This is a genomic window from Chelativorans salis, assembly GCF_025336525.1.
In the GTDB taxonomy this organism is placed as follows: domain Bacteria; phylum Pseudomonadota; class Alphaproteobacteria; order Rhizobiales; family Rhizobiaceae; genus Chelativorans; species Chelativorans salis.
In genome coordinates, this window is record NZ_JAOCZP010000002.1 from 236,036 (window position 1) to 262,598 (window position 26,563).

The 26,563-nt window shown below is 64.1% G+C and carries 32 protein-coding genes; 15 read left to right on the top strand and 17 right to left on the bottom strand.

Going from position 1 to position 26,563, the window contains the following annotated elements:
- Positions 1–14 precede the first annotated feature (14 nt).
- A complete protein-coding gene (locus N5A92_RS06995) occupies positions 15–1,037 on the bottom strand; it encodes an AAA family ATPase (protein WP_260901286.1) in 1,023 nt (340 codons plus the stop codon).
- Positions 1,038–1,169: 132 nt separating this feature from the next.
- Here N5A92_RS06995 and N5A92_RS07000 point away from each other — a divergent pair, with 132 nt between their 5' ends.
- The 3 genes from N5A92_RS07000 to N5A92_RS07010 are packed head-to-tail and all read left to right on the top strand — an operon-like array spanning position 1,170 to position 3,732.
- On the top strand, positions 1,170–1,808 hold the full coding sequence (locus tag N5A92_RS07000; RefSeq protein ID WP_260902300.1) for a DUF1285 domain-containing protein: 639 nt from the start codon (positions 1,170–1,172) through the stop codon (positions 1,806–1,808).
- The gene (locus tag N5A92_RS07005; protein WP_260901287.1) at positions 1,805–2,446 is read left to right on the top strand and encodes a CoA pyrophosphatase; all 642 of its coding nucleotides are present in this window, start codon (positions 1,805–1,807) and stop codon (positions 2,444–2,446) included. The genes N5A92_RS07000 and N5A92_RS07005 overlap by 4 nt, the downstream gene beginning before the upstream one ends.
- Positions 2,443–3,732 (top strand): CCA tRNA nucleotidyltransferase, encoded by a 1,290-nt coding sequence (locus N5A92_RS07010; RefSeq protein ID WP_260901288.1) that lies wholly within the window; start codon positions 2,443–2,445, stop codon positions 3,730–3,732. Before N5A92_RS07005 ends, N5A92_RS07010 begins: the two co-directional genes overlap by 4 nt.
- Positions 3,733–3,900: 168 nt before the next feature.
- Here N5A92_RS07010 and N5A92_RS07015 read toward each other — a convergent pair whose 3' ends face one another.
- Positions 3,901–4,086 (bottom strand): DUF1059 domain-containing protein, encoded by a 186-nt coding sequence (locus N5A92_RS07015; protein ID WP_159587076.1) that lies wholly within the window; start codon positions 4,084–4,086, stop codon positions 3,901–3,903.
- Positions 4,087–4,192: 106 nt separating this feature from the next.
- The gene (locus tag N5A92_RS07020; protein WP_260901289.1) at positions 4,193–5,092 is read right to left on the bottom strand and encodes a LysR substrate-binding domain-containing protein; all 900 of its coding nucleotides are present in this window, start codon (positions 5,090–5,092) and stop codon (positions 4,193–4,195) included.
- 92 nt (positions 5,093–5,184) lie between these two features.
- Here N5A92_RS07020 and N5A92_RS07025 point away from each other — a divergent pair, with 92 nt between their 5' ends.
- Positions 5,185–5,376 carry a hypothetical protein gene (locus N5A92_RS07025; RefSeq protein ID WP_260901290.1) on the top strand — a complete coding sequence of 64 codons (192 nt, stop codon included), beginning with the start codon at positions 5,185–5,187 and terminating at the stop codon, positions 5,374–5,376.
- Between the two features lie 28 nt (positions 5,377–5,404).
- Here N5A92_RS07025 and N5A92_RS07030 read toward each other — a convergent pair whose 3' ends face one another.
- Both N5A92_RS07030 and N5A92_RS07035 read right to left on the bottom strand, forming a co-directional pair.
- Entirely contained in the window at positions 5,405–7,285 is a 1,881-nt protein-coding gene (locus N5A92_RS07030; RefSeq protein WP_260901291.1) for an ABC transporter ATP-binding protein, read from the bottom strand.
- 2 nt (positions 7,286–7,287) lie between these two features.
- The gene (locus tag N5A92_RS07035) at positions 7,288–9,138 is read right to left on the bottom strand and encodes an ABC transporter ATP-binding protein (RefSeq protein WP_260902302.1); all 1,851 of its coding nucleotides are present in this window, start codon (positions 9,136–9,138) and stop codon (positions 7,288–7,290) included.
- A 607-nt stretch (positions 9,139–9,745) separates the two neighbouring features.
- On the opposite strand from N5A92_RS07035, the gene N5A92_RS07040 reads away from it, so the two are divergent.
- A complete protein-coding gene (locus N5A92_RS07040; RefSeq protein WP_260901292.1) occupies positions 9,746–10,207 on the top strand; it encodes a tRNA (cytidine(34)-2'-O)-methyltransferase in 462 nt (153 codons plus the stop codon).
- A 105-nt stretch (positions 10,208–10,312) separates the two neighbouring features.
- On the opposite strand, the gene N5A92_RS07045 is transcribed toward N5A92_RS07040, so the two are convergent.
- Positions 10,313–10,570, bottom strand: coding sequence for a hypothetical protein (locus tag N5A92_RS07045; protein WP_260901293.1), 258 nt, complete (start codon positions 10,568–10,570; stop codon positions 10,313–10,315).
- 103 nt (positions 10,571–10,673) lie between these two features.
- Between N5A92_RS07045 and hemF the strand changes: the two genes are divergently transcribed.
- Both hemF and N5A92_RS07055 read left to right on the top strand, forming a co-directional pair.
- Positions 10,674–11,588 (top strand): oxygen-dependent coproporphyrinogen oxidase, encoded by a 915-nt coding sequence (gene hemF, locus N5A92_RS07050; protein ID WP_260901294.1) that lies wholly within the window; start codon positions 10,674–10,676, stop codon positions 11,586–11,588.
- A 225-nt stretch (positions 11,589–11,813) separates the two neighbouring features.
- A complete protein-coding gene (locus tag N5A92_RS07055; RefSeq protein ID WP_260901295.1) occupies positions 11,814–11,984 on the top strand; it encodes a helix-turn-helix domain-containing protein in 171 nt (56 codons plus the stop codon).
- On the opposite strand, the gene N5A92_RS07060 is transcribed toward N5A92_RS07055, so the two are convergent.
- Complete coding sequence (locus tag N5A92_RS07060; protein ID WP_260901296.1) at positions 11,981–12,613, bottom strand: LysE family translocator; 633 nt, start codon at positions 12,611–12,613, stop codon at positions 11,981–11,983. The genes N5A92_RS07055 and N5A92_RS07060 overlap by 4 nt on opposite strands.
- A 35-nt stretch (positions 12,614–12,648) precedes the next feature.
- Positions 12,649–12,993 (bottom strand): cupin domain-containing protein, encoded by a 345-nt coding sequence (locus N5A92_RS07065; RefSeq protein WP_260901298.1) that lies wholly within the window; start codon positions 12,991–12,993, stop codon positions 12,649–12,651.
- A gap of 70 nt (positions 12,994–13,063) precedes the next feature.
- Here N5A92_RS07065 and N5A92_RS07070 point away from each other — a divergent pair, with 70 nt between their 5' ends.
- From N5A92_RS07070 to N5A92_RS07090, 5 genes are all read left to right on the top strand, one after another.
- Complete coding sequence (locus tag N5A92_RS07070) at positions 13,064–13,375, top strand: DUF6665 family protein (protein ID WP_260901299.1); 312 nt, start codon at positions 13,064–13,066, stop codon at positions 13,373–13,375.
- 193 nt (positions 13,376–13,568) lie between these two features.
- Positions 13,569–14,132: a ubiquinol-cytochrome c reductase iron-sulfur subunit gene (gene petA / locus N5A92_RS07075; protein WP_260901300.1), complete on the top strand. Its 564-nt coding sequence runs from the start codon at positions 13,569–13,571 to the stop codon at positions 14,130–14,132.
- 20 nt (positions 14,133–14,152) lie between these two features.
- On the top strand, positions 14,153–15,439 hold the full coding sequence (locus N5A92_RS07080; RefSeq protein WP_260901301.1) for a cytochrome b: 1,287 nt from the start codon (positions 14,153–14,155) through the stop codon (positions 15,437–15,439).
- A gap of 29 nt (positions 15,440–15,468) precedes the next feature.
- Complete coding sequence (locus N5A92_RS07085; RefSeq protein ID WP_260901302.1) at positions 15,469–16,293, top strand: cytochrome c1; 825 nt, start codon at positions 15,469–15,471, stop codon at positions 16,291–16,293.
- Between the two features lie 92 nt (positions 16,294–16,385).
- Entirely contained in the window at positions 16,386–16,931 is a 546-nt protein-coding gene (locus N5A92_RS07090; RefSeq protein ID WP_260901304.1) for an adenine phosphoribosyltransferase, read from the top strand.
- Positions 16,932–17,046: 115 nt separating this feature from the next.
- Here the strand turns inward: N5A92_RS07090 and N5A92_RS07095 are convergent, their stop codons facing one another.
- From N5A92_RS07095 to N5A92_RS07115, 5 genes are all read right to left on the bottom strand, one after another.
- Positions 17,047–17,514, bottom strand: a complete 468-nt coding sequence (locus N5A92_RS07095) for a MaoC family dehydratase (RefSeq protein ID WP_260901305.1) — start codon at positions 17,512–17,514, stop codon at positions 17,047–17,049.
- Complete coding sequence (locus N5A92_RS07100; protein ID WP_260901306.1) at positions 17,511–17,975, bottom strand: MaoC family dehydratase; 465 nt, start codon at positions 17,973–17,975, stop codon at positions 17,511–17,513. Before N5A92_RS07100 ends, N5A92_RS07095 begins: the two co-directional genes overlap by 4 nt.
- Positions 17,976–17,997: 22 nt before the next feature.
- Positions 17,998–19,101 (bottom strand): redox-regulated ATPase YchF, encoded by a 1,104-nt coding sequence (ychF, locus tag N5A92_RS07105; protein ID WP_260901307.1) that lies wholly within the window; start codon positions 19,099–19,101, stop codon positions 17,998–18,000.
- A 119-nt stretch (positions 19,102–19,220) separates the two neighbouring features.
- A complete protein-coding gene (pth, locus tag N5A92_RS07110; protein ID WP_260901309.1) occupies positions 19,221–19,937 on the bottom strand; it encodes an aminoacyl-tRNA hydrolase in 717 nt (238 codons plus the stop codon).
- A 30-nt stretch (positions 19,938–19,967) separates the two neighbouring features.
- Entirely contained in the window at positions 19,968–20,624 is a 657-nt protein-coding gene (locus N5A92_RS07115) for a 50S ribosomal protein L25/general stress protein Ctc (RefSeq protein ID WP_260901311.1), read from the bottom strand.
- Between the two features lie 249 nt (positions 20,625–20,873).
- On the opposite strand from N5A92_RS07115, the gene N5A92_RS07120 reads away from it, so the two are divergent.
- Positions 20,874–21,260 carry a DUF488 domain-containing protein gene (locus N5A92_RS07120; RefSeq protein WP_260901312.1) on the top strand — a complete coding sequence of 129 codons (387 nt, stop codon included), beginning with the start codon at positions 20,874–20,876 and terminating at the stop codon, positions 21,258–21,260.
- Positions 21,261–21,271: 11 nt separating this feature from the next.
- Here the strand turns inward: N5A92_RS07120 and N5A92_RS07125 are convergent, their stop codons facing one another.
- The 4 genes from N5A92_RS07125 to pgeF form a co-directional block, all read right to left on the bottom strand.
- Positions 21,272–22,204 carry a ribose-phosphate pyrophosphokinase gene (locus N5A92_RS07125; RefSeq protein ID WP_260901313.1) on the bottom strand — a complete coding sequence of 311 codons (933 nt, stop codon included), beginning with the start codon at positions 22,202–22,204 and terminating at the stop codon, positions 21,272–21,274.
- A gap of 930 nt (positions 22,205–23,134) precedes the next feature.
- The gene (locus N5A92_RS07130; protein ID WP_260901316.1) at positions 23,135–23,710 is read right to left on the bottom strand and encodes a hypothetical protein; all 576 of its coding nucleotides are present in this window, start codon (positions 23,708–23,710) and stop codon (positions 23,135–23,137) included.
- Positions 23,711–23,758: 48 nt separating this feature from the next.
- Positions 23,759–24,910, bottom strand: coding sequence for a M24 family metallopeptidase (locus tag N5A92_RS07135; protein ID WP_260901318.1), 1,152 nt, complete (start codon positions 24,908–24,910; stop codon positions 23,759–23,761).
- On the bottom strand, positions 24,910–25,704 hold the full coding sequence (pgeF, locus tag N5A92_RS07140) for a peptidoglycan editing factor PgeF (protein ID WP_260901319.1): 795 nt from the start codon (positions 25,702–25,704) through the stop codon (positions 24,910–24,912). Before pgeF ends, N5A92_RS07135 begins: the two co-directional genes overlap by 1 nt.
- A gap of 221 nt (positions 25,705–25,925) precedes the next feature.
- On the opposite strand from pgeF, the gene N5A92_RS07145 reads away from it, so the two are divergent.
- On the top strand, positions 25,926–26,171 hold the full coding sequence (locus tag N5A92_RS07145) for a type II toxin-antitoxin system Phd/YefM family antitoxin (RefSeq protein ID WP_260901320.1): 246 nt from the start codon (positions 25,926–25,928) through the stop codon (positions 26,169–26,171).
- A complete protein-coding gene (locus N5A92_RS07150; RefSeq protein ID WP_260901321.1) occupies positions 26,168–26,554 on the top strand; it encodes a type II toxin-antitoxin system VapC family toxin in 387 nt (128 codons plus the stop codon). The genes N5A92_RS07145 and N5A92_RS07150 overlap by 4 nt, the downstream gene beginning before the upstream one ends.
- Positions 26,555–26,563: the final 9 nt, after the last annotated feature.

Below are 26,563 nucleotides of genomic sequence, written 5' to 3' on the forward strand. Positions count from 1 at the left end.
GTTCCGCCGTTGCATCAGCCCAGCCCCTTGACCAGCCGGGCGATGACGTCGCGCACGCTCATGCCCTCCGCCCGGGCGGCGAAAGTGAGCGCCATGCGGTGCTGCAGCACCGGCTCGGCCAGCGCGCGCACGTCGTCGACCGAAGGGGCAAGTCGCCCTTCATAGAGAGCCCGGGCGCGGGCGCATAGCGTCAGCGCCTGGCTGGCGCGCGGGCCCGGACCCCAGGCAACATGCCGGTCCGTCTCGGGATGGCCGAGGCCGGGGCGAGCCGAGCGAACCAGCGCCAGAATAGCCTCCACCACGCTTTCAGGCACCGGCATGCGGCGGACGAGCGTCTGCACTTCCTTCAGCCTCTCCGGTGTGAGCACGTTCGCCGGCCGGGCTTCCTCAACGCCTGTCGTCTCCAGGAGAATGCGCTTCTCTGCCTCCAGTTCCGGGTACAGGATGTCGACCTGCATCAGGAAGCGGTCGAGCTGGGCTTCGGGCAGCGGGTAGGTGCCTTCCTGTTCCAGCGGGTTCTGGGTGGCCAGCACGTGGAAGGGGGAGGGCAGGTCGTGGCGATGGCCGGCCACCGTCACGTGGTATTCCTGCATCGACTGCAGAAGTGCGGATTGGGTCCGCGGGCTGGCGCGATTGATCTCGTCGGCCATCAGGAGCTGGGCGAAAATCGGCCCCGGCAGGAAGCGGAAGCCGCGGCGGCCGTTCTCGTCCTGCTCCATCACCTCGGAGCCGAGAATGTCCGACGGCATCAGGTCCGGCGTGAACTGGATGCGCCTGGTGTCGAGGCCCAAAACGATGCCGAGGGTCTCCACAAGCTTGGTCTTGGCGAGGCCCGGCACGCCCACCAGAAGCGCGTGCCCGCCGGCGAGCAATGCCACGAGCGCCCGCTCGACCACCGCCTCCTGACCGTAGATCACTCGGCCCACGCCCTCGCGCACACGGGCGATGTCGGCAAGGGCGGTTTCGGCCTCCGCCACCATTTCCTTCTCACCGGTCCTGACCGCGCCGGCCTGGCTCTCCCTGGCGATGATGCTCATGCGGCTTTTCCTCGCTTTGCCGAACTGGCCCCGTCTGCGATACATGGTTCAGGAGTCGCAGCCTGCCACCCTACGGAGCTTAAATCAGATCGTAAGGCTGACAAGCCGAAGAACAGTGACTATTTCGTGACCATGACCCCTGCAAATCGCCATAGTTCCGCCGAGGAAGGCATTTTCGCCAAGGCTGCCGATGCCGGAGCGCTATCGGCGCTGATCGCGCGTGCGGCGCGTGCAGGCAAGGGCGCGGCCCCCGTGGAGCGCTGGAATCCAACCTTCTGCGGCGACCTCGACATGGAAATAAAGGCCGATGGCACCTGGTTCTATCTCGGCACGCCCATAGGCCGGATGCCTCTCGTGCAGCTTTTTTCCTCCGTCCTGCGCAAGGACGAGGACGGCAAGACCTACCTCGTAACGCCGGTGGAAAAAGTCGGCATCCGCGTCGAGGACGCGCCGTTCGTTGCTGTCGAGATGGTTGCCACGGGCAAGGGCGAGAATCAGCGTCTGACCTTCCGCACCAATGTGGGCGACGTGGTGGAGGCGGGCTCGGACCATCCCATCCGCTTCGTCGACGAGGATGGCACCGGCGGCATGAAGCCCTACGTCCTCGTGCGCGGACGGCTGGAGGCGCTGGTGGCGCGCCCCGTCATGTACGAGCTTGCCGCCTTGGGCGAGGAGGTGGAGATCGACGGCCGGGTGATGTTCGCTGTCCGCTCCGGCGGCATGGTCTTTCCCATCATGCCCGCCGAAAAGCTCAAGGCGCTCTCCGAATGACCCTTTCGACCGACACGAAAAATCCCTTCTCCGCCGAGGAATTCCGCCGCCGCGCCGCCGCACAGGATCCCGCGCACGATCCCGACGCCTACGGCGATCATCGCCTCAACCCGGACCTCAAGCACCTCATCGTGCGTGATCGCCTGCATGACGCCGCCGTCCTCGTTCCGGTGGTCGATCACGATGACGAGACGACCGTCATCCTCACCCAGCGCACCGCCAATCTGCGCAGCCATTCGGGCCAGATCGCCCTGCCAGGAGGGCGCATCGACGCAAGCGACGCCTCGCCCGAGCACGCTGCCCTGCGCGAGGCCCGGGAGGAAATCGGCCTCGACCCCGCGCGCATCGAAATCGTCGGCCGCATGCCCGACTATGCGACCGGCAGCGGCTATCGTATTCGGCCGATCCTGTCGGTCGTGAAACCGGGTTTTTCGCTGGCGCTCAATCCGGACGAAGTGGATGCGGCGTTCGAGGTGCCGCTGTCCTTCCTCATGGACCCGGCCAACCACAGGCGCGAAAGCCGAATTTGGCAGGAACGGGAACGTTTTTATTATACAATGCCTTACGGCAGCCGCTTCATATGGGGAGTCACCGCCGGTATCCTGCACATGCTCTATGAAAGGCTCTACGCGCAATGACCTCTGCCACCATCGCCGGTGCCGACTGGCTGCGGGAACCGGGCCTGCAGGCGCTGCTTGGCGTTCTCAATGCGGACGGCGAAGAGGCGCGAATTGCCGGCGGGGCGGTGCGCAACGCGCTTCTTGGCCAGACGGTGACCGATATCGATATCGCCACCACCACCCCGCCCGACGAGACGACACGGCGGGCAAAGGCGGCCGGCTTCAAGGTCGTGCCCACGGGCTACGAGCACGGCACGGTGACGGTCGTGGCCAAGGGAAAGCCTTATGAAGTCACAACGCTGCGCGCCGACGTGGAGACCGACGGTCGGCGCGCGCGCGTCGTCTTCGGCCGCGACTGGAGAAGCGACGCCGAGCGCCGCGACTTCACCATCAACGCGCTCTATGCGGAGGCCGACGGGCGGGTGGTCGACCTCGTCGGCGGCCTCGACGATCTCGACACGCACACCCTGCGCTTCATCGGCAATGCCGAAACGCGTATCCGGGAGGATTATCTGCGCATCCTGCGTTTCTTTCGCTTCTTCGCCTGGTACGGCTCCGGCCGTCCGGACGCCGAAGGTCTGAAGGCCTGCGCCCGGCTCAAGGAGGGCCTTTCAAGGCTTTCGGCCGAGCGCGTCTGGGGCGAACTGAGAAAGCTGCTTTCGGCGCCCGATCCTTCACGAGCGCTTTTGTGGATGCGCACGACCAATGCGCTCACCATGGTGCTGCCGGAAAGCGAGAAATGGGGCATCGATACCATCCACCCCCTGATGGCAGCGGAGCAGGGGCTTTCATGGCCGCCAGACCCGATGCTCAGGCTGGCCGCCATCCTCCCGCCCGACGTCACGCGCCTGGAGGCGCTTGCCGCGCGGCTGCGGTTGTCGAAGGCCGAGGCGGCCTCGATCGTCGCCTGGGCGCAGGCGCCGCTTCCCGACCGCGCGCTCTCCGAGGCCGATTTCGTGAAGCTGCTCTACCGCAATAGCCCCGAAGGCATCGACAAGCGTCTGCGTCTGGCACTCGCCACCGCCCGCGCCCGTGCGCCGGAGGACGATAAGGCGCTTGCCGAAGCCGCCGGCTTCCAGCGGCTGCTCGACATCCTCGAGCGCTGGAAACGACCGGTCCTGCCAATCAAGGGAAAAGACCTCGTCGCCTCCGGCCATGCACCCGGCGAAGAGCTCGGCGCGCTGCTCGCCGAGCTGGAGCAGGCCTGGATCGACTCCGGCTTCAAGATGACGCGCGAGGAGCTGTTGAAGAAAGCCGAGCGCTCATTCCCTCCCTCTCGAGGGGAGGGTGGACCGGCGCGATAGCGACGGGACCGTTGGGGCCGCTTCGGCCGTACTCGACGTCGAGGGATTTCACGCCTGAATCATCATGAAAAGCCAGAGCGCGGCTGGAGCGAGCTCACCCGTCCATCCGCCTCCGGTGGCTGTCCACCCTCCCCATTCCAAGCTTATCGCAGGGGGAGGGGTACGGCGCTACGCCGCGTCCCTCTCTTGGGTAATGCGCGAGCGGATCGCCTCGATCATGCTTTCGCGGATGATCGTCTCGCCATGGGCCTCGCGCATATGCTCAACGGCGCGACGGATGACCTCCGCCTCTTCCTCATGCCTTGTGTGCCAGTCGCAACCGGGGACGAGTGATCCGCAATGAAATTCTTTCATCGTTCGAACCTCCTTTGTTTCGCGTTGGCAGAAGCCGTCAATATAGCATGATATGGGGCGGCTGGCCGAGAGCGGACAGGGCGAGGCGATCACGATTTAGAGGCGATCATGTTTTATAGGCGGAAGCCGTGGCGGCTATCTCTTGGCGAAGCCACGTCTTGAAGTCTTTGACCTTTCTCGGCTCCGGGCGCGATTTCGACGTCACCAGCCAATAGCCGAACTTCGTCTCGGCCACCTCCTCGAAAGGGCGCACCAGCAAATTTGCGGCCAGTGCGTCGTGGGCCAGCGTCTGCCATGCGAGCATCGCCCCCTGGCCGGCGATCGCCGCATCCAGCGCCAGCGAAGCGTCGGTAAAGGCGCTGCCCTCGCCGAGGTCCTTTTCGCTCAGGCCGTGCGGGGCAAGCCATACGTCCCAGCTTATGTTGGAGTTGGCGTCGCGCACGATGGGCGCGGAAACAAGGTCACGCGGCGTCTTCAGCCCCTCCGCCAGCGCCGGCGCGCACACGGGAAAGACTTCCTGCGCCAGCACGAACTCCGCGTTCACCCCCGGCCAACCGCCTTCGCCGACGCGGATCGCCAGGTCGATATCGGAAGCGTCGAGATTGACCAGCGCCACCGAGGCGTCGAGCCTGAGCCGCATCTGCGGATGCTGCCGCGAAAAGCCCGCAAGCCGCTGCACCAGCCATTTCGATGCGAAGACCGGCGCGACCGAGATGGTCAGCACGTTGTCGGCGTGCCGCCGCGCGGCAGCCACGGCCTCGTCAAGGTTGCCGAACCCTTCGTTCAGTCGCCCGGCGATCTGCTGCCCAAAGGCCGTCGGCACTAGCCCGCGCTTCGTCCGGTCGAAGACGTTCCGGCCAAGCTGGCGCTCACAGCGGATGACATGTTGGCTTACCGCACCGATGGAAACACCAATCTCGTTCGCAGCCGCCGCCAGCGAGCCGAGCCGCAGCACCGCCTCGACGGCACGCAGCGCGTTGAGATGGACGCGGTTCAGATTCTTCATATAGCCTTTCTAAAGCATCGTGCAGGCAATCTCCATTGAAATCATGGTATCTTGGCTAGATCCTCTGGGAATGAAACTTGGAGGATAAACCCATGGTCCAGCTTTTCTTGAGCATCGCCGCCCACTTTCGCCGCCGCATGGAGCAGTTCCGGGCGATCAAGGATTATGCGGACGACCAGAGCGGATGGCGCCGCGATCCGCTATCCCACCCCGACCTCGCGACCATGAACGAGCGCGAACTGGCAGATTTGCCTTTCGAGCCGACGCGTGTTTGCCGGTGCTGATAGAAGAAGCAACGGAAAGGCCTGGCGCCTATTCCGCCGCCAGCCTCTCGCCGAGGAATCCGCCCGACTGGCGCTTCCACAACTGCGCATAAAGTCCGCCACGCGTGATCAGTTCCGCGTGCGAGCCTTCCTCGACGACGCGGCCCCCGTCGAGCACGATCACGCGGTCGAGCGCAGCGATGGTGGAGAGGCGGTGCGCCACGGCGACCACGGTCTTGCCCTCCATCAGCTGCCCCAGGTTCTCCTGGATCACCGCCTCGATCTCGGAATCGAGCGCCGAGGTCGCCTCATCGAGGATGAGGATCGGCGCATTCTTCAGCATCATGCGGGCAATGGCGATGCGCTGGCGCTGACCACCGGACAGCTTCACTCCGCGCTCGCCCACATGGGCGTCGTAGCCGGTGCGGCCCTTGAGGTCGCCAACCTCGAGAATGAAGTCATGCGCCGAGGCTCGCTTGGCGGCTGCCACGATCTCCGCTTCACTGGCGCCCGGCTTGCCGTATGCGATGTTGTCGCGGATCGAGCGATGCATCAGCATCGGCTCCTGGCTGACGACGCCGAACTGAGCGCGCAGCGAAGCTTGCGTGATATCGCGGATGTCCTTGCCATCGAGCAGGATGCGGCCGCCCTCGATGTCGAAAAGCCGCAGCATCAGGTTGACGATGGTCGTTTTGCCTGCCCCCGAGGGGCCGACAAGGGCAACGCGCTCGCCGGGGCGGATGTGAAGGTTCAGCCCCTCGATCACGCCGCGGTCCCTGCCGTAGTTGAAGGTGACGTCCTCGAAGCGGATGTCGCCCGTCGCATGCGCGATCGCCCGCGCATCGGGCGCGTCCTGGATGGCCGGGCGGCGCGAGATCACTCCTGTGGCGTCCTGCACCGTGGCATAGGAGCGAATGAGCCCGTTGACGGAGAACATCATGTAGCCGGACATCTGGTTGAGCCGGAAAACGAGACCCATGGCGGCGGCGATCTCGCCGGTCGAGGCGTTTCCGTTCATCCAGCTCATTACCGCAAGCGTGCCGACAGCCGCCATCATGATGCCGTTCAGGATGAAGACGGCGGCGCGCACGCGGGTGATGGCACGTGTCAGGGTCCGTACGGCTTTGAGCAGGCGGGCCATGCCGTCGCGCACATAGGCGTGCTCCCGCCGTCCGCTGTCGTAAAGCTTGACGGCCATGATATTGGTGAAGGCATCGACCATGCGGCCGTTGAGGATCGAGCGCTCGTCGGCGCGCCGCCTGCCGGCCTCGCGCAGCGGCGGCAGCAGGTAGCGCGCAGCAATCACGAAAGCCAAGAACCACAGCCCGAGCACCAGCCCCAACAGGGGATCCAGTGCAGTCAAGATGGTGCCGGCAAGCAGCAGGAAGGTGAGGAAGCTCCACATGGTCTGCAGAGCCGAGACGATGAAGTCGCCCGTCGCCTCGCCGCCCTGCATGATCTTGGTCGCGATGCGGCCGGCGAAGTCGTTCTGGTAGAACTCGTAGGGCTGGTCCATCACCCGGCGAAAGGACTGCCAGCGCACCCGCTGATAGAAGGAGGGCGCGATCACCTGCTCCTCGATCACCGTGTTGACGAGCATGACGGCGGCACGCGCGAAAAGCACCAGGAAGGCGAGCCCCAGGAGCGTCGACCAATGGTCGGCGATCAGCGTCGCCGGCGTCGAGGCGTCGAGCAGGTCGATCAGCTTGCCCAGCCCCCAATAGAGCCCGGCGTCCACCGCGCCCGCCAGACCGCCGATGATGAGGAGAAGGACGAACGGCCATTTGGCCTGGGTGGCGAAGAAGAGGATGAACCTGAACGCGTCCACGGGCAGCACCTCGCGCTCGGTGTCGCCGAAGGGGTCGATCACCCCTTCGGCACGCCGCCACAAGCGCTCGTTCAGGCCTGGCCTTTCTTCGTCTGCGTCCATTATCACTCCGCAGCCTCTGCCGCTTGCTCGATGTCGAGGAACCCGCCCGACTGGCGCTGCCAGAGCTGGGCGTAGATGCCGCCGCTGGCGATCAGCTCGTCGTGAGTACCCTCCTCGACGATACGGCCCTCGTCCATGATCACCAGCCGGTCCATCGCCGCGATGGTCGACAGGCGGTGGGCGATGGCGATCACCGTCTTGCCCTGCATCAGCGCCGCCAGGTTCTCCTGGATCGCCGCCTCGGCCTCCGAATCGAGCGCTGACGTCGCCTCGTCCAGGATCAGGATCGGCGCATCCTTCAGCATGACGCGGGCGATGGCGATGCGCTGGCGCTGACCGCCCGACAGCTTCACGCCGCGCTCGCCGACATGGGCGTCGAGCCCTTTCCGCCCCTTTATGTCGGACAGGCCTTCGATGAAGTCCAGTGCCTCGGCACGCCTTGCCGCCTCCAGCACCATCGCCTCGTGGGCATCGGGCCGGCCATAAAGGATGTTATCGCGCACGGAACGGTGCAGCAGCGAGGTGTCCTGGGTGACCATGCCGATCTGCGCGCGCAACGAATCCTGCGTCGCGTTGGCGATGTCCGTGCCGTCGATCAGGATGCGCCCGCCTTCGAGGTCGTAGAAGCGCAGGAGCAGGTTGACCAGCGTCGACTTGCCGGCGCCGGAGCGGCCGACGAGGCCGACCTTCTCGCCTGGCCGGATGGTCAGCGACAGGTCCTCGATCACACCGCCTTCCTTGCCGTAGTGGAAGCGGATGCGGTCGAAGACGATCTCTCCTTTCTCGACCTGCAGTTCCTTGGCACCGGGCCGGTCGTCAACCACGCGCGGCAGCGAAATCGAGGCGATGCCGTCCTGCACGGTGCCGATGTTCTCGAACAGCATGGTCATTTCCCACATGATCCACTGCGACATACCCCACAGCCTCAGGACCAGACCGAGCACCACGGCGACGGCGCCGATCGACACCACTTCGCCCAGCCACAGCCATATGGACAAGGCGCCGACGGAGAACAGACACAGCGAGTTGAGCACGTAGAGCAGCCCGTACAGTCCCGTCACCAGCCGCATTTGCCTATAGACTGTCGTCAGGAAGCCGGACATGCCCTCCCGCGCATAGGTCGCCTCGCGGCGCGCATGGGAGAACAGCTTCACCGTCTGGATGTTGGTGTAGCTGTCGACCACGCGGCCGGTCATGACGGAGCGCGCGTCGGCCTGTTCCTTGGCCACACGACCCAGCCGCGGCACGAAGTTGCGCAGCAGCAGAATGTAGCCGATGAGCCAAACGGCGAGCGGTGCTGCAAGACGCAGATCGGCGGATGCCACGATGACCAGCATGCCGGCGAAATACACCGTGACATAGTTCAGCACGTCGATCAGCTTGATGACGCATTCGCGCACGGCAAGCGCCGTCTGCATCAGCTTCGTGGCGATGCGGCCGGCAAACTCGTCCTGATAGAAGGTCATCGACTGCTTCAGCAGATAGCGGTGCACCTGCCAGCGGATGCGCATGGGGAAATTGCCCAGCAGCACCTGATGGTTGGTAAGCGAGTGGAGGACCACCGTCAGGGGCAGGAACACCAGGACGATGAATGCCATGCCTGCCAGTTTCCAGCCCTCCTCCTGCAGGAATGTCTCCCGGTCTCGGTCCGCCAGCCAGTCGACGATGTTGCCGAGGAAGGAGAACATCCAGACCTCGGTAATCGCGATCGTCGCCGTCAGGATTGCCAGGAGCGTCAGATATCCCCATGCGCCCTTGATGAAATGCAGGCAGAAGGCGATCAGCGTCTTCGGCGGCTCTTCCGGCTCATCGGCGGGGAAGGGCGGCAGGCGTCTTTCGAACCAGCTCAGCATCGTTTCATCCTTGATAGCGTCGACAGGCATTCAGCGGTGCCCCTTGCGCGGTACGGTAGGTGCGCCGGGCTTTGAATTTTTGATCGGTTGAGCGCCCGCCTTGCCGGGGAGCTGTCTCGGGCCGGCGCCTTTCTCCCGCGGCGTCTTTGATCCCGAATGCGGTATTTGCGCCTTTGCGCCAAGGGCGGCGGAAAAGGCTCCTGACAGGGTCTTGGCAGGAACCTTGCCTGCACCGTCCGGCGGCAGCGCGGTCGCAGCGGGGGTGATGGGTGTTGGAGGCGCTTTGCGCCCTTTGGGAAATTTTGAAGACATGGAGCGAATCCTTGCGGAATTCCGGAAAAGGTTCCGGCGGATTCGCTCGTGCGTGTTCTACAGGGGAGAAGTAAGCGTCGGAACGAAAACCGCCGTCAGGCCGTGAGTCGGGCCCCAGTCCAGGGGCGTCCACGGACGATGGAAACGAACATCCGGTTATCCATGTCTGTCTCCAACAGTTTACGTCGGTTGCGCCGGCCTTATATCCGAGAGTGTTAAGGATGGCCAGAGGCTTCGTCGGTGTATAGTCACCTTCATCGGCCACTGTGGCCCGAAGGCTACAATTGGTTGTGTCATGAACGGAAATGATATCCACATCGCCCTTTTCCATCCGGACATCCCCGGCAACACCGGCGCCATCCTGCGCATCGCCGCCTGCCTGGGCCTGACGGTGGACCTGATCGAGCCGGCTGGCTTCGACCTGTCGGACCGGGCGCTGAAACGGGCGGGAATGGACTATCTCGAGATCGCCTCCCTCAACCGCCATACCTCCTGGGAAGCCTTCGAGCGCTGGCGGTGCGACGAGGGGCGCCGGCTCATCCTGTTCACCACCACCGCCGCCGTGCGCTACACGGCCTTCTGCTTTCGCGACGGCGACATCCTGCTCTTCGGGTGCGAATCGTCGGGCGCGCCGGAGGCGGTGCATAAGGCGGCTGATCACCGCCTCGTCATCCCCATGCGCGAGAAGGCGCGCAGCCTCAACGTCGCGGTCGCCGCGGCCATGGCCTGCGGCGAGGCGCTCAGGCAGATGGGATAGGATGGCTCTGCCGTTGTTCTGCATGCGCGTTTTCTCCTTCGTGGCAATCGAAGGAGGGCGGCTACACCCTCAACTTAGGTTGAGGTCAAGCGGGAAAGGTGGGTGTTAGTCGGCGCTCGGCAGGCGGCGCATAGTGAACTCGATCACATCGCCGGGGCGCTCGCACCAGCTTTCGATCTCGGTCCAGTAAGCTTGCTTGGGCCAGCGCTCCAGCCATTCGCGAGCCTTGGCCCGGGCCTCGGCGCGCGGCAGCGAAAAGGTCTCGCGCAGGAAGCCATCGCGCGGCAGGCGATGGCCGTTGGCACGCTTCTTGTCGAGGGCCTGTTTCAGGCCATCGAGCCGAGGCTTGGCGGGCACACGCACGAAAGAACTCCTTGACCCGTTGGACAAGGAGATTAGGGATCGCGAGAGGAAAATGCGAGTCCTTTGTCCGCCATGTGCGGCGCCGGACGCGGGAGGAAAGATCATGGACAGACCCGATATACCGGCCGGACTGCCCGAGGATATCGAGGATAAGAAGGCTGCGGCGAAGGTTTGGTTCGAAAACCTGCGCAATCGTCTCTGCGCCGCCTTCGAGGAGCTCGAGGACGCGCTGACCGGCCCGCTCTCCACCCGCGCTCCCGGCCGCTTCGAGCGCACCCCTTGGCAGCGTGAGGAAGGCGTGGGTGGCGGCGGCGTGATGTCGCTCATGCATGGCCGCGTGTTCGAGAAGGTGGGGGTGCACACCTCCACCGTCCACGGCGAATTCTCGTCCGAGTTCCGCCAGCAGATCCCCGGTGCCGAGGAAGACCCGCGCTTCTGGGCCTCCGGCATCTCGCTCATCGCCCACCCGCAGAATCCCAACGTGCCGGCCGTGCACATGAACACGCGCATGGTGGTGACGACGCGCCAATGGTTTGGCGGCGGCGCCGACCTCACCCCGGTGCTCGAGCGCCGCCGCACCCAGGAGGACCCCGACACGGTGGCCTTCCACAAGGCCATGCGCTTCGTCTGCGGCCGGCACACCCAGATCGCCGACTATGACCGCTTCAAACGCTGGTGCGATGAATATTTTTATCTGCCGCACCGCAACGAGCCCCGCGGCATCGGCGGCATCTTCTACGACTGGCTGAAGAGCCCCGAGGAGAAGGGCGGCTGGGATGCGGACTTTGCCTTCACCCAAGACCTAGGCCGCGCTTTCCTCGTCATCTACCCATATCTGGTGCGCCAGAACTTCGATACCAACTGGACGGAAGCCGACCGCGAGGAACAACTCGTCCGCCGCGGCCGCTACGTCGAATTCAATCTCCTCTACGACCGCGGCACCATCTTCGGCTTGAAGACCGGCGGCAACGTTGACTCGATCCTGTCCAGCATGCCGCCGGTGGCGAAGTGGCCGTGAGAGACCTGTCGCGGTACGCTGGAAGCATATATCTGCTGCCGGATGGATTTCGCCCATTTGTGGAGCGGAAGCGTTCAGGCATGGATCCTCGAGGATGACGAAGTGGCGGTGCCCCCGCGATTTCTGCGACGTCCGAGATTTGCCGAAATGCCCCTCCCGTCGTCATCCTCGGGCTTGACCCGAGGATCCATGCCTGAACGGGGCCGCGTCATAAGGGCGATGCTGATGATGAATCAGTCTGGCTTCGCCGCCCTTCTCGGTATCCCGCTCGCTGCGCTGCGCAACTGGGAGCAACGGCGCACCGAGCCGGACGCAACGGCGAAGACGCTGATCGACCTCATCTTCGCCGACCCCAAGGGCATGCGTGAACGGCTGGAGCGCCGTAACGCGGTCTAGGGCCTCAACGTCGCCAACTTCAGCCCGAAAGCGACGAACACCGCCCCCGTCACCGCCTTCAGCCACCGTTGCACGCTGGGCCGGCCACCGAGCCCCTTCAGCGTTGAGAAAAGCAGCACCAAAACAGAGAACCAGACGATGTTGATCAGCGCGTGGATCGCCACCAGCAGGAAGGCCCACTTCACGCCGTCGGCGCTGGCGGGGATGAACTGCGGGAAGGCGGCGAGGTAGAACATCGACACCTTCGGGTTTAGCGCATTGGTGAGGAACCCTTCGGCAACGGCGCGCGCCAAGGTGCGCCTGCGCCTGGCCGGCGGCACATGGGCCGGCGCGGTCACGCCTTTCCAGGCCTGCCACAGCGCCTTGATGCCGATGAAGCACAGATAGGCCGCGCCCAGCATCTTGACGATGAAGAAGGCCTGAGCCGACTGCACGAGGATGATGGAAATGCCGAGGATGGACAGCGCGCCGTGCAGATAGAAGGCAGCAAAAAAGCCGGCGATGTTGGCAAAGCCCGCCGCCTTGCCCGAGGTCGGCACGGTCTTGGCGATCAGCACGCCGTTGGGGCCGGGCGAGACCACCAGAAGGGCGGCGACGAGGCTGAAGGCCGAAAGTTCCAGAAGCGTCATCAAGGAATTCCTATCAACTGAACCCGCGGCCGCCCTCACTCCAGCCATTCGGTGACGAATCGCTCGCTGGCATGGATGTCGGTGGTCTCCAGGGGCCCTGGACCAAGGTTTTCAAACTTGTGCGGCGCTCCCGCCGGCACCACCAGGATCTGCCCCGCCTCCGCGTCTATCGCTTTCCCCTCCACCGTGAAGCGGGCATGGCCCCGGCGCACGATGAAGGTCTCGGGATATGGGTGGGTGTGAAGCCGCGGTCCGGCGCCGATCTCTTCGCTGGAGAAGAAGATAACGGAGATGCCAGCCTGGAACGACCCACCCTCCCATTCGCCGTGCCAGCCCTCGGGCCGGTCGGCCCAACTCTCGCGCTTGATGACATGTGCCATGGCAGGCACAATATGTCCGCTTTCCAGCCGCTGTCGAGGTGAAACAGGCGGCAAGCATCAGGAGCGTCTCATGCTGCGATCCCCATCCTCATCAAGCCCCTCCCGCGCGCCCAACACCGGCATCGGCGCGCTCGACTACGAGTTGGCCGAGGAGATGGCGGCCGTCCTTGGCCGCGCCGGCCGGCGCGCCGAGGAGAGCCTGGACAGGCTCGCCGCGCACGATGGCGAGGGTGCGGAACGTGCCAACTTGCTGCGCGAGGCGGCGGATGCCGTCTATGCCTATTTCATCCAGCGTGAGCTATGCGGGATGAAGCGGCACGATGAGGTGGTGCGCCACTTGGCAATCCCGCGCGCCGTCCTGGTGCGGCTCGGTGCGCGATAGCGGCCGACAGCATTATCCCCGCGACAATCTGCCCTGCTGCCTTCCGCCGTCTGGACAAGTCTGACCGTCGCGCATAGAAACCATCGCCAATTGCCGGGGGAACGGCCGGCCCGTCGTGGCGAATCCGAGGGGCGGGCACGGTATCGACATAAGCTTCTTCCCGGCAGGCATTAGGTGAAAGGACCGCAGCCCCGTGAGCGCTACCCATTCGACCGAACACACCCGTCGCGACTTTCTCTACGTGGCAACCGGCGTGGCCGGCGCCGTGGGTGCGGCCGGCGCCATTTGGCCGTTCATCGACCAGATGCGCCCCGACGCCTCCACCAGGGCGCTGGCCTCCATCCAGGTCGACGTCTCGGCCGTCGAGCCCGGCATGTCCCTGACGGTGAAGTGGCGCGGCCAGCCGGTCTTCATCCGCAACCGCACCGAGCAGGAGATCGAGGCAGCCCGCCAGGTGGCCCTCGAAGACCTCAAGGATCCCATCGCCCGCAACGACAACCTGCCGGCCGACGCGCCGGCGACGGACATCGATCGCTCGGCTGGTGAGGGCAGGGAAAACTGGCTGGTCATGATCGGCATCTGCACGCATCTGGGCTGCGTGCCGCTGGGCCAGGCCGGTGATTTCGGCGGCTGGTTCTGCCCATGTCACGGCTCGCATTACGACACGGCTGGGCGCGTCCGCAAAGGACCCGCGCCGGAAAACATGGCCGTTCCGACATTCGAATTCATCTCCGACACGGTCGTTCAGATCGGGTAGGCAAGGGAGCGTATTTTAAGATGAGCGGTGGACATTCTACCTACACCCCCAAGACGGGCTTCGGGCGCTGGATGGATGCGCGCCTTCCGCTGCCGCGCCTTGTCTACGATTCCTTCGTCGCCTATCCGGTGCCGCGCAACCTGAACTATGCCTACACCTTCGGCGGCATCCTGTCGCTCATGCTGACGGTGCAGATCCTCACCGGCATCGTGCTGGCCATGCACTATGCCTCGAACACGGAGATCGCCTTCAGCTCGGTCGAAAAGATCATGCGCGACGTCAACTCCGGCTGGCTTCTGCGCTATCTGCACGCCAACGGCGCCTCGTTCTTCTTCATCGCCGTCTATGTGCACATCTTCCGCGGCCTCTTTTACGGGTCCTACAAGGCGCCGCGCGAGCTTCTGTGGATCCTGGGCTGCATCATCTATCTCCTCATGATGGCCACCGCCTTCATGGGCTACGTGCTTCCCTGGGGCCAGATGAGCTTCTGGGGCGCCACCGTGATCACCGGCTTCTTCACGGCGATCCCGCTCGTCGGCGACTGGATCCAGCAGCTGCTGCTCGGCGGTTTCGCGGTCGATAATCCCACCCTCAACCGCTTCTTCTCGCTGCACTATCTGCTGCCCTTCATGATCGCCGGCGTCGTCGTGCTCCACATCTGGGCGCTGCACGTGACGGGGCAGACCAACCCGACCGGCATCGAGGTGAAGCAGAAGACGGATACTGTGGCCTTCACGCCCTACGCGACCATCAAGGACGGCTTCGCCATGGTCGTGTTCCTCCTGGTGTTCCTCTATTTCGTCTTCTACATCCCCAACTATCTCGGCCACCCCGACAACTACATCGAGGCCAACCCGCTGCAGACGCCGGCGCACATCGTCCCGGAGTGGTACTTCCTGCCCTTCTACGCGATCCTGCGCGCCATCACCTTCAACATCGGCCCGATCGATTCCAAGCTCGGCGGCGTGCTCGCCATGTTCGGCGCCATCGCGGTCCTGTTCGTGGTGCCTTGGCTTGACACGTCGAAGGTGCGCTCGGCGGTCTACCGGCCTTGGTACCAGCTGTTCTTCTGGCTTTTCGTGGCCGACGCCATCTTCCTCGGTTGGCTCGGCTCGCGGCCGGCGGAGGGTGCCTACGTCGCAATGGCGCAGGCCGCGACACTCTATTATTTCGCATTCTTCATCGTCGTAATGCCGGTCCTCGGCCTGATCGAGACGCCGCGCCGGATGCCGAACTCGATCACCGAGGCGGTGCTGGAGAAGAATAAGCCCGGCACCCCGGCTGCCCAGACCGCCGGCGAGGCATGAGCGAGCGTATGCGCAAAAGGATCTTGGAAATGAAGACGTTTCTCCACGGGCTGGCTGCGCTCGGCCTCGGCATTGCCATGGCCACCTCCGCGGAGGCGGCGGAATACCCGCTGAAGAAGCCGCCGCAGGTCGAATGGAGCTTCGACGGCCCCTTCGGCACCTACGACAAGGCACAGTTGCAGCGCGGCTTCAAGGTCTACCGTGAGGTCTGCTCCTCCTGCCATTCGCTCGACATGGTCGCCTTCCGCAATCTGGAGGACCTCGGCTACACGGATGAGCAGGTTCGCGCCATCGCCGCCGAATACGAGGTCGAGGACGGTCCGGACGAGAATGGCGACATGTTCACGCGCCCCGCCACGCCGTCCGACTATTTCCCCGCGCCCTTCGCCAATCCGGAGCAGGCAGCGGCGTCCAACAATGGCGCCGCGCCGCCGGACTTCTCGCTTCTGGCCAAGGCACGTGCGGTGGAACGCGGATTTCCCACCTTCCTCTTCGACATCTTCACCCAATATGCCGAAGGCGGCGTGGACTATATCCACGCGCTTCTGACCGGCTATGAGGAAGAGGCGGAAGGCCATGAGGTGCCCGAGGGCACCTACTACAATCCCTATTTCCTGAGCTCCGCCTCGCTCGCAATGGCACCGCCACTTTCGGACGGCATGGTGACCTATGACGACGGCAGCCCGGAAACGGTCGACCAGTATTCCCGCGATGTTGCCGCCTTCATGATGTGGGCCGCCGAGCCGCACCTGGAGGCACGCAAGGCAACCGGCTTCACGGTGATGATCTTCCTGGTCCTCTTCGGCGGCCTCGTCTACCTCACCAAGCGCAAGGTGTGGGCCGAAGCGCACTGACGGTCCCCGCGAAAGTGCAAGGGCGCCGCATGGCGCCCTTTTCTTTTGACCCGCAAGAGGGCAAAAAGAACTGCAACGGGCCGGGGCTGCCGATGAAACCTTCCCTCGAAGACACGCTTCTTTCCGCCATCCGCACCATTCCCGACTATCCGAAGCCGGGGATCCTCTTCCGCGACATCACCACGCTCCTGGGCAACGCGCGCGCCTTCCGCCGCGCCGTGGACGAACTCGTCCATCCCTATGCCGGCTCGAAGATCGACAAGATCGCCGGCATCGAGGCGCGCGGCTTCATCCTCGGCGGTGCCATCGCCCACCAGCTCTCCTCCGGCTTCATCCCCATCCGCAAGAAGGGAAAACTGCCGCACGAGACGGTGCGCGTCGCCTACAGCCTGGAATACGGGCTCGACGAGATGGAGATGCACGCCGACGCGGTGGAGCCGGGTGAAAAGGTGATCCTCGTTGACGACCTCATTGCCACTGGCGGCACGGCCGAGGCCGCCGTCCGCCTTCTGCGCCAGATGGGTGCCGACATCGTTGCCGCCTGCTTCGTCATAGACCTGCCCGACCTCGGCGGCCGCGCCAGGCTCGAAGGGCTCGGCGTCGACGTGCACACGCTGATCGCGTTCGAGGGGGATTGAGGCAGTCTTTCCGGGGCAAGGAGGGGTGGTACCCGCATCCGGATGTGTCAGCGCCACCTCTGCCCTGCCGGGCAGAGGTGGCGCGCGAAAGGGTGCTGGAATTCCCGAACTTTGCCTACCCAACCCTCACAAGCACCGAATTGTCGAACGCCAGCACCATCTCCCCACCGCCGTTGAAAGCTCCCGCCTTCAGCGAAAGAAGCCGCCACCCCGGCCGCGAGGCGAGCGCGCGGTGTGAGACCGCGCTGCGCGTAAAGGTGATCGTGTCCCCCGCATAGACCGGCTTCGGCCATTTCAGGTTGGAAAAGCCGGGCGAGGGGCCGAACTCCGGCCGCGGGCCCGGTTCCTGCCAAGCGTCGTCATCGGTCCGCGCCTTTTGCAGATTGTACCTCATCCACATGGCGCAGGTGTGCCAGCCCGACGCGCAAAGTCGGCCGAATACACTCTCCTCCGCCGCCCTCTCGTCCAGGTGAAAGGGCTGCGGATCGTATTTTTCAGCGAAGCGCTTGATCTCGTCGGCCGTAAAGGTGTGGCTGCCGAGCCGGACCGTCTCGCCGAGCCGCAGATAGGCGTCGAGGCTCATGCCGCACCTTCCTCGCGCAGGCGGAACAGAATCGGGTTCTCGCACACGATCACCGTCTCGCCGCGCTGGTTCCTCACCTCGTGCCGGAAGGTGACGAGGCCGAGGCCCGGCCGCGACTTCAGGTGCCGCCTGGAAAGCACGGTCGAGGCGCCAGACAACGTGTCGCCCGCCAGCACCGGGCGCTGCCAGCGCATGTCGGTGATGCCGGGCGAGCCTTGCGAGGTGGAATCGAGCAGGAATGCCTCGCACATCATGCGCATGAACATCGAGCAGGTATGCCAGCCGGAAGCCGAAAGCCCGCCGAGCAGGCTCGCCTTGCCCGCTTCCTCATCGAGATGCATGGGCTGAGCGTCGAACTCGGAGGCGAATTCGACGATCTCCTCCTTGCCGACGCGCTTCTCGGGAAGGGCGATGACGCAGCCCTCGACAAAATCCTCGTAGGCCCAGCGCTTCCCGCTCATCGCCTCTCCCTTCAGGAGCAAATCACACGTTGAACTTGAACAGCATCACATCGCCATCCGCGACCACATAGTCCTTGCCCTCATCGCGCGCCTTGCCGGCCTCGCGCGCCGCCGTCTCGCCGCCGAGGCGCACGAAGTCATCATAGGCGATCGTCTGTGCACGGATGAAGCCGCGCTCGAAGTCCGTGTGGATCTCGCCTGCCGCCTGCGGCGCCTTGGCGCCCTTTTTGACGGTCCAGGCACGCGCCTCCTTGGGCCCGGCAGTGAAGAAGGTGATCAGGTCAAGCAGCTCGTAGCCGGCGCGGATCAGCCGGTCGAGGCCCGGTTCCTCGAGCCCCATGGCCTCCAGATACTCGGCCGCCTCGTCCTCGGGAAGCTGCGCCACCTCCGCCTCGATGGCTGCAGAGATCACCACGGATTTTGCGCCCTGCGCGCCGGCCATCTTTTCCACCGCCGCGCTGTATGCATTGCCACCCGCCGCGTCGCCCTCGGCAACGTTGCAGACGTAAAGCACCGGCTTCGACGTCAAAAGGTTGAGCGAGCGCAGGATATGCAGGTCCTCGGCCGCAAGATCGGCCAAGAGCAGGCGCACCGGCTTGCCGTCCTGCAAGAGCGCCAGTGCCTTCTCCATCATCGGCAGGACAGTGATCGCCTCCTTGTCCTTGCCTGTGGCGCGCTTGCGCGTCTGCACGATGCGCCGCTCCAGGCTTTCCAGATCAGCGAGCATCAGCTCCGTCTCCACCGTCTCGGCGTCGGCCGCCGGGTCGATGCGGCCCTCGACGTGGGCGATGTCCTCGTCCTCGAAGCAGCGCAGGACATGCACAATGGCGTCGACCTCGCGGATGTTGGCCAGGAACTGGTTTCCCAGCCCTTCGCCCTTGGAAGCGCCGCGCACCAGCCCGGCGATATCCACGAAGGAAATACGCGTCGGCACGACCTCCTTGGATTGCGCAATCCCGGCGATCTTCTTCAACCGCGGATCAGGCACCGCCACCTCACCCGTATTCGGCTCGATGGTGCAGAATGGATAGTTCGCCGCCTGTGCGGCGGCCGTCTTCGTCAGCGCATTGAAAAGCGTCGACTTGCCGACATTTGGCAGGCCGACGATGCCGCATTTGAAACCCATCTTGTGCTTTGTCCTGTAAGGTGAAGGCTGTTCAAAGAATGTTGGCAGGGCTATGGGCGAAGGGAGCGGCCATCGTCAAGCCCTGGGAGCATCGCCCGCGGCCAGACGCCGAACCCGCGCTACTTCTTCTCCCCGAAGAGCTTCTTCAGCATGGCGGCCATCGGCCCGCTCTCGGGCACCGGTGCGGCAGGCTTCTGCGGCCGCGCCTGCCGGATATGGCTCTGCCCCTTGGCGGCAGGCTTTCGCTCGTTTCCGGCCGGCTCCGCCTTGCCTTTGACGGCCAGGCTTACCTTGTTCATGAAGCCGGAATCGTCGCCCTTCACCAGCATCTCGGCGTTGTCGGCGATCGCCTCCAGAAGCGGCTCCAGCCACGCCTGATCGGCCTTGGCGAAATCGCCCAGCACATGGCCGGTGACGCGCGCCTTATCGCCGGGATGGCCGATGCCGATCCTCACGCGGCGATAGTCCTTGCCGCAATGGGCGTCGATGGATTTGATGCCGTTGTGGCCGCCGGCGCCGCCGCCGACCTTCACGCGCACCTTGGCCGGCGCCAGGTCCAGTTCGTCGTAGAGGACGATGAGATCGGCGGGAGTAAGCTTGTAAAAGCGCATCGCCTCGCCGACCGCCTGGCCGGAGAGGTTCATATAGGTCTGCGGCTTGATCAGCAGCACCTTCTCACCGCCCAGCCGGCCTTCGGAAACCAGCGCGCTGAACTTCTTCGACCAGGGCGAAAAGGAATGGCGGCGAAAAATGGCATCCGCCGCCATGAAACCGACATTGTGCCGGTAGTTCTCATATTGCCGGCCGGGATTGCCGAGCCCTGCAATGAGGAGCATGGGGAACTACCCTCGATGGAGGGGAAAGGGCTATTCCTCGCCCTTGTCCTCGCCTTCCGCCTCTTCCTCGGCCTCTTCGGCCTCGGCTTCAGCCGCTTCCTCTTCCTCCGACTTCAGGCCGGCGGGGGCAGCGACCGTGGCGATGGTGAAGTCGCGGTCGGTGATCGTCGGCGCCACGCCCTCTGGCAGTTTCACCGCCGAGATATGCACGGAATCGCCGATGTCGAGGCCCGTCAGGTCGATCTCGATGAAATCGGGAATGGCGGTCGCCGGGCAGGTGAACTCCACCTCGTGGCGCACCACGTTCAGGACGCCGCCGCGCTTGATACCGGGCGCCAGCTCATCGTTCGTGAAGTGCACCGGCACGTTGACGGTGACGATGGTGTTGCGGCCGATACGCAGGAAGTCGATGTGTTCAGCGAAGCCGCGAACGGGATCGAGCTGATAATCCTTCGGCAGGACCTGGATCTTCTCGCCGTCCACGTCGATCGTGGCAATGGTGGTCAGGAACCCGCCGCCATGGATGCGCTGGAACGCTTCCTTGTAGGGCAGGGCGATCGTCATGGGGGGCTTCTTTTCGCCGTAGATAACGGCGGGAATCTTACCGCTGCGCCGAATTGCCCGGGCGGACCCCTTACCGACCCGTTCGCGCGCCTCGGCCTTCAGTTCATAGGACTGACGGCTCATTGGCTTTTCCTTTCAAGTTTCGGAGCGTTTCCGGACGCACACATGCCCGAAAAACGAGAAAGCCGCCTGACGCTTGTTGCGCAAGGCCGGCCTCCATCCGCGCTGCCTCCAAGGGTGTCTGCGCGGACGGCGGGTCTATAGCGGATGGCGGGGAGGGGCGCAAGGGCATGCGCGAGGATTGCGGCGACCGTACCGGAGCGCCATCAGAGTGTGCTATCGTTGCCCTGCGACACAAGTGGAGCTTCACCCATGGCATTGCGGATCGTTCGACTTGGCACACCCCGCCTGCCGGGGGAGGGGATACGGATCGGCACGGTGCGGCGCCCGCCGCGAGGCGTGCGCAAGGAGCGGTATGCGGCCGACGACTGGTTTGACGTCTGGTATCCGGAGCTTTCGCCCAGTCCCGAACTCGTCTCCAAGGCCCAGGCCGCGAAGACGGAGCGCGAGTGGACCGCCTTCGTCAAGGCGTTCCGCGCGGAGATGGACGCTCCCGCGCCCCGGCATACCCTCGACCTTCTGTCGGCGCTTTCACGCAACGCGGACTTCTCGATCGGCTGCTATTGCGAGGACGAAGCACGCTGCCACCGCGCGGTGTTGCGCGAGCTACTCGCGGAACGGAGTGCCGTGATCGGCTGAGCGAGCTGCCCTCAGTCGAACAGGCTCGACACAGACTCTTCCGTAGCGGTGCGCGAGATTGCCTCGCCGATCAGGTCGGCGATGGTGACGACGCGGACATTCTTCGAAGCCTCGACCGCCGAGGTGGGCTGGATGGAGTCGGTGATGACCAGCTCCTTAAGCTTTGAGCCGGAGATACGCGCAACGGCACCGCCTGAAAGCACGCCGTGGGTGATATAGGCCGTCACGCTGGTGGCGCCGCCGTTCAAAAGCGCCTCGGCCGCGTTGCACAGCGTGCCGCCGGAATCGACGATATCGTCGATCAGCAGGCAGTCGCGGCCGCGCACGTCGCCGATGACGTTCATCACCTCCGATTCCCCCGGCCGGTCGCGGCGCTTGTCGACGATGGCGAGCGGTGCATCGATGCGCTTGGCAAGCGCGCGGGCGCGCACCACACCACCGACGTCCGGCGAGACCACCATCACGTTTTCCAGCTTGTAATGCGCTTTGATGTCGCGCGCCATCACCGGCACGGCGAAGAGGTTGTCGGTCGGGATGTCGAAGAAGCCCTGTATCTGGCCGGCGTGCAAATCCAGCGTTAAAACACGGTCGGCGCCGGCGCGGGTGATCAGGTTGGCCACCAGCTTGGCCGAGATCGGCGTGCGGCCGGAGGTGCGGCGGTCCTGTCTTGCATAGCCGAAGTAGGGAAGTACCGCCGTGATCCGCCGCGCCGAAGAGCGGCGGAAGGCGTCGATCATGATCAGGAGTTCCATCAGGTGATCGTTGGCGGGGTAGGAGGTGGACTGCAGGACGAAGACGTCCTCGCCGCGCACATTCTCCTGCACCTCGACGAAAATCTCCTGGTCGGCGAAGCGCCGCACTGTGGCTTTTCCAAGGGAGATATTGAGATAGCGGGCAACGGCCTCCGCCAGAACCCGGTTGGAATTGCCCGCAAAGAGCTTCATGGAATGTTCCCGGCCAACGCCTCGACTTCTGTCCGGCTTTTAGCGGGGTGGCCGGCTATTGCAAGCATCGGCGGAAAAAATCCTCCGCCGAATGAATGCTTCCTTGGCAACAGCCTCGATAGCTCCGCTCCCGATGTGCCGCTGGTAGTCAAGAGTTGTCTCTCCGCCAATTTGTACGTGTTTGACATATTCTGTTTTATAGTGATACATGATTGAATAACTCAATGTTTACCACTGGTGGGGCAGGTAGCATGAGAAGTAGTGGCGTATGCGTTGCAGAAGACCATGCTGACTTTCCAAGTCTTGGCGAATTAACTGAGGAGTATTTACTTAATAAAAACCCAAATTACTCATTCCTGAACGAGACTTTGTTATCTAATATAAGGCGTCGGAGCCGCTCTGACATTTCTTTTTTTTCTCCACGAAGCTGGAGAACGCCCATAAAACGACTACAGGTTGCAGCAAATGCGCAACCTTAAAAGTGCTCCGGATGAAACGACTCTGCGCGGGATCGCACGAGAAATCGCAGCCTGCGCGTCCACAATCACGAACGGCAAGCCATATGACTGTATTTGTGGTGTGCCAGGCGGAAGTTCCTCCAAGAAAGAGAATTTCGGCTCATTGGTCGCGCGCTTCGTCGCCGATGATCTGAACATCGGATATTGCGCGCCTCTCGTCACTCGTGTGGCGGGAGGTCGCTCACCCAGTCATCCGAAACAGAGTATGCACTTCAGGTCGCGTTTTGTGGGGCACGCCCTCGAAGGCACCTTCGGGTTGCTGATAGACGACGTTGCCACAAGCGGCGCGCATTTCGCGGACTGTGTCACCCAGCTCAGACGCCACGGAATCTCGGTGGTCTGCGTCTCCTGGATCAGTTAATGGCTGGGTGAGCGCGGGGCATGGGCTTTATCGATGTTCCGGAGCGTGCCGTTAGGATGCGTCCCGCGTAAGCCACGCCGCCAGGTCGTCGACGGTCCGGTCGGCGATCGTCTCCATGGTCTGGCCGGTGACCGAGGACCAGCCGTCGCCCTCGCCGCCGGGCACCTTCTGCTGGCCCTGGATCCTGTGCAGGCGGTTGCCCGAAGGGTCGAGCACGTCCCAGACATAGATGACGGTCGTCTCGTTGCCATCGGCGATGGCGGAGAAGTAGCCTTTGACGACATGCGTGGCGCCGGCGCCTTGCGTAATGGGGATGCCGCGCTGGCGGGCACGCGCGGAAAGCCGGCTGGAAAGCGGGGGCAGGGCCTCCTCGGTGGCGCCGATCACCGGCGCGAACTGCACGCGTGCATCAGTGCTGACGGCAGCGACCGTCTGGCCTTCCTGAGCCATTGGCGCAGCCGCCTGGCTTGCGGAGGAGCCTGCGACGCCGCCATCGCCTCTCTGCGCCTCTACAGACGCAATCCCGCGGCCGGGCTGCGGGTTGAGGCCGCTCACATCCGTTCCCGCGCAGGCGCTGAAGAGCGGCGCCAGCAGCATCAGGCCGATAATAGTTGCAAACCGCCTCATCCGTTTCTCTTCCCCGCTTCAAGCCCCATTCGCGCTATCGCAAAATTCTTACTTTACGATCAATTCGAGCCCGTGACGAGAAAGCGGCGCCGGCTCGGCTTGTGTGGTGAGGTAGGTGCGGCCGAGACACATGGCGCAGCCCGATTCGGAATCCATGATAATCATATGCGCGAAGAGCGACATGTTGGGCGCGATCTGTTCCGGACTCCCATTGTAGAACATCGGCGGATCCATCCAGGAGGGTGCAAAGCGCGCGCCGAGTGAATAGCCGCAGGCGTTCAGCCGATGCTTGGTCAGCCCGTGCGCCTCCATCTCGCGGGCATGGGCGTCGAAGACGTCGCCGAAGGTGTTCCCCGGCGCCATCGCCTTTTCGCAGGCGACAAGCGCGTCGCGGGCGGCCTCGAACAATTCCTGATGCCGCTTGGAGACCTTGCCCGTCAGCACCGTCTGCATCATGGCGGCGTGGTAGTGGTGGTAGGCGCCTGCCCATTCGAGCGTAAGTTGGTCGTTTTTTGTCAGCTTCCTGCGCCCCGCCTTGTAGCGGCACAAAAGCGCATCCTGGCCCGAGCCGATAACGAACTCGTTGGCCGGATAGTCGCCGCCGCCGGCGAACACCGCCCCCTGCATGGCAGCGAGGATAGCCGCCTCGTCGCCACCCTGCTTGATCAGCGGAAGGGCGGCATCGAAAGCGTCGTCGGCGAGCTTTGCCGCGCGCTTGACCTTCTCCGTCTCGGCCGGACTTTTCATGAGCCTGAGGCGGGGCACTAGGTCGGAGGTATCCTCGATCTTGGCGAAGGTCTGGAACTGCTCGTCGAGCATTCGGCCGTTTTTCGCCGTCAGCCCGTGCGTGTCGTACTCGACGCCGATGCGGCATCCCAGGAGATCGAGGTCGTTCAGGAGATCGCGCAACTCGGTGGCCGGATTGGCGCCGTGACGGTCGTTCCACACCACGATATTGTCGATAATGGAAGTATGGCGCGCCTGCCTGAGATCGGCCGAGCGGGTCAACAGCACCATCTCGCCGTCAGCCTTCACCACCAGGCACTGGAAGAAGCAGAAGCCGAAGGTGTCGAAGCCGGTCAGCCAGTACATGCTCTCCTGGGCGAAGAGGAGCAGCGCGTCCAGCTTGCGCTCGGACATTTCGATGACCAGCCGGTCACGGCGGGCGTCGAATTCGGCACGGTCGAAGTGAAGCGCCATCAGACCTCCTCCAGGCATATCGCCGAAATCTGGCGTCCGTAGTCGGGCTCGCCGCGATGGGTGGCGCGGCGATAGGAATAGAAACGTTCCTCGTCCGCATAGGTGCAGTGGCCCAGCATCCCGGCCGTCACGCCTGTGTCAGAGAGCCGATCGAGCGTATAGCGGTTCAGGTCGAAGAATGCATGGCCGGGCTGTGCGGAGGCGCGGAAATAGCGCGCGTTCTCAGGATCGGCATCCGTAAAGCGCGCCTGGTATTCCGGCCCCACCTCATAGTTGACTTGGCTGATCGCCGGCCCCAGCACGGCGACGATCCGCTCGCGCTCGGCGCCCAGGCGCTCCATGGCGGCGATGGTGTTTTCCATGATGCCGGTCAGAGCGCCCTTCCAGCCGGCATGCGCCGCGCCAATGACGTGCGCCTCGGCATCGGCGAAAAGTACCGGCCCGCAATCGGCCGCCAGAACGCCGATCGCCAGCCCCGGTTGCCGCGTCACCATGGCATCGGCACTCGGCCGCGTGCCGCCAAGCGATGCCTCGACCACCACCACAACGGCCGAATGGCACTGGTGCAGTGTGCACAGGTTTTCCACCGGTACGCCCATCCAGGTCGCCACCCGGTGCCGGTTTTCCAGCACCGCCTCGCGCGAATCGTTCGAGCCAAGGCCGATGTTGAGGCCGCGATAGATACCCTCCGACACGCCGCCGGCGCGGGTGAAGAAACCGTGCTTCACGCCTTTTGCGCGTGCGCCGTCGAGGAGGGGCGACCGGATGGGCTCCGGCCTCGTCATATCCAGCATGCGCCGCCTTGCAATCCTGCTTCATTCGGCGGCGGATCGTGGGGCAGGGGAGGGGGCAAGTCAATCCGCGTAAGGGGGAAGGCGATGCAATCGCCTGGGGGCAACGGTCTTCACCGCCGCGTTTCAGCCGCTCCCACTTTGGAACCGGCCCGAACACCCAGCACTTGCGCAAAGGTCGGTAGTAAACTAAGTTTATAAAACTAAGTCTGTGGATGAAGCCGATGCGAACTGTGAATATTCACGAAGCGAAGACGCATCTGTCGCGCCTCGTCGAGCGTGCGGCGGGCGGCGAACCCTTTATCATCGCCAAAGCCGGGAAGCCCCTGGTGAAGGTTGCCGGGCTGGATGCCCCCACAGCCGGCGAGGCCCGCCGGCTGGGATTCCTCTCCGGCCGAATCAAGGTGCCGGACGATTTCGATCACATAGGCGAGAAGGAAATCGAAGAACTTTTCGGTGAGGGGTTTTGAAGCTGCTCCTGGATACGCAGCTTCTTCTCTGGGCCGCAGGCCAGCCCGAGCGTCTTTCCGCGACCGCCCGGGAATTGCTGGAGCAGAGCTCGAACGAGCTTGTCTTCAGTGCGGCCAGCCTGTGGGAGATCACGATCAAAAGCGGGCTGGGCCGTCCCGACTTCCAGGTGGATGCCTGGGTGCTGCGCCGTGGGCTGATCGACAACTTCTATCTGGAGCTGCCGATCACCAGCGAACACACGGTCGCCGTGGGCAGCCTACCGCCGATCCACAGGAATCCGTTCGACCGGATTCTGGTGGCGCAGGCGACGATAGAGGGGATCACGCTGCTGACCGCCGATTCGCGCCTGGCGCAGTATCCGGGGCCGGTGCAGCGCGTGTGACCCCAGCAA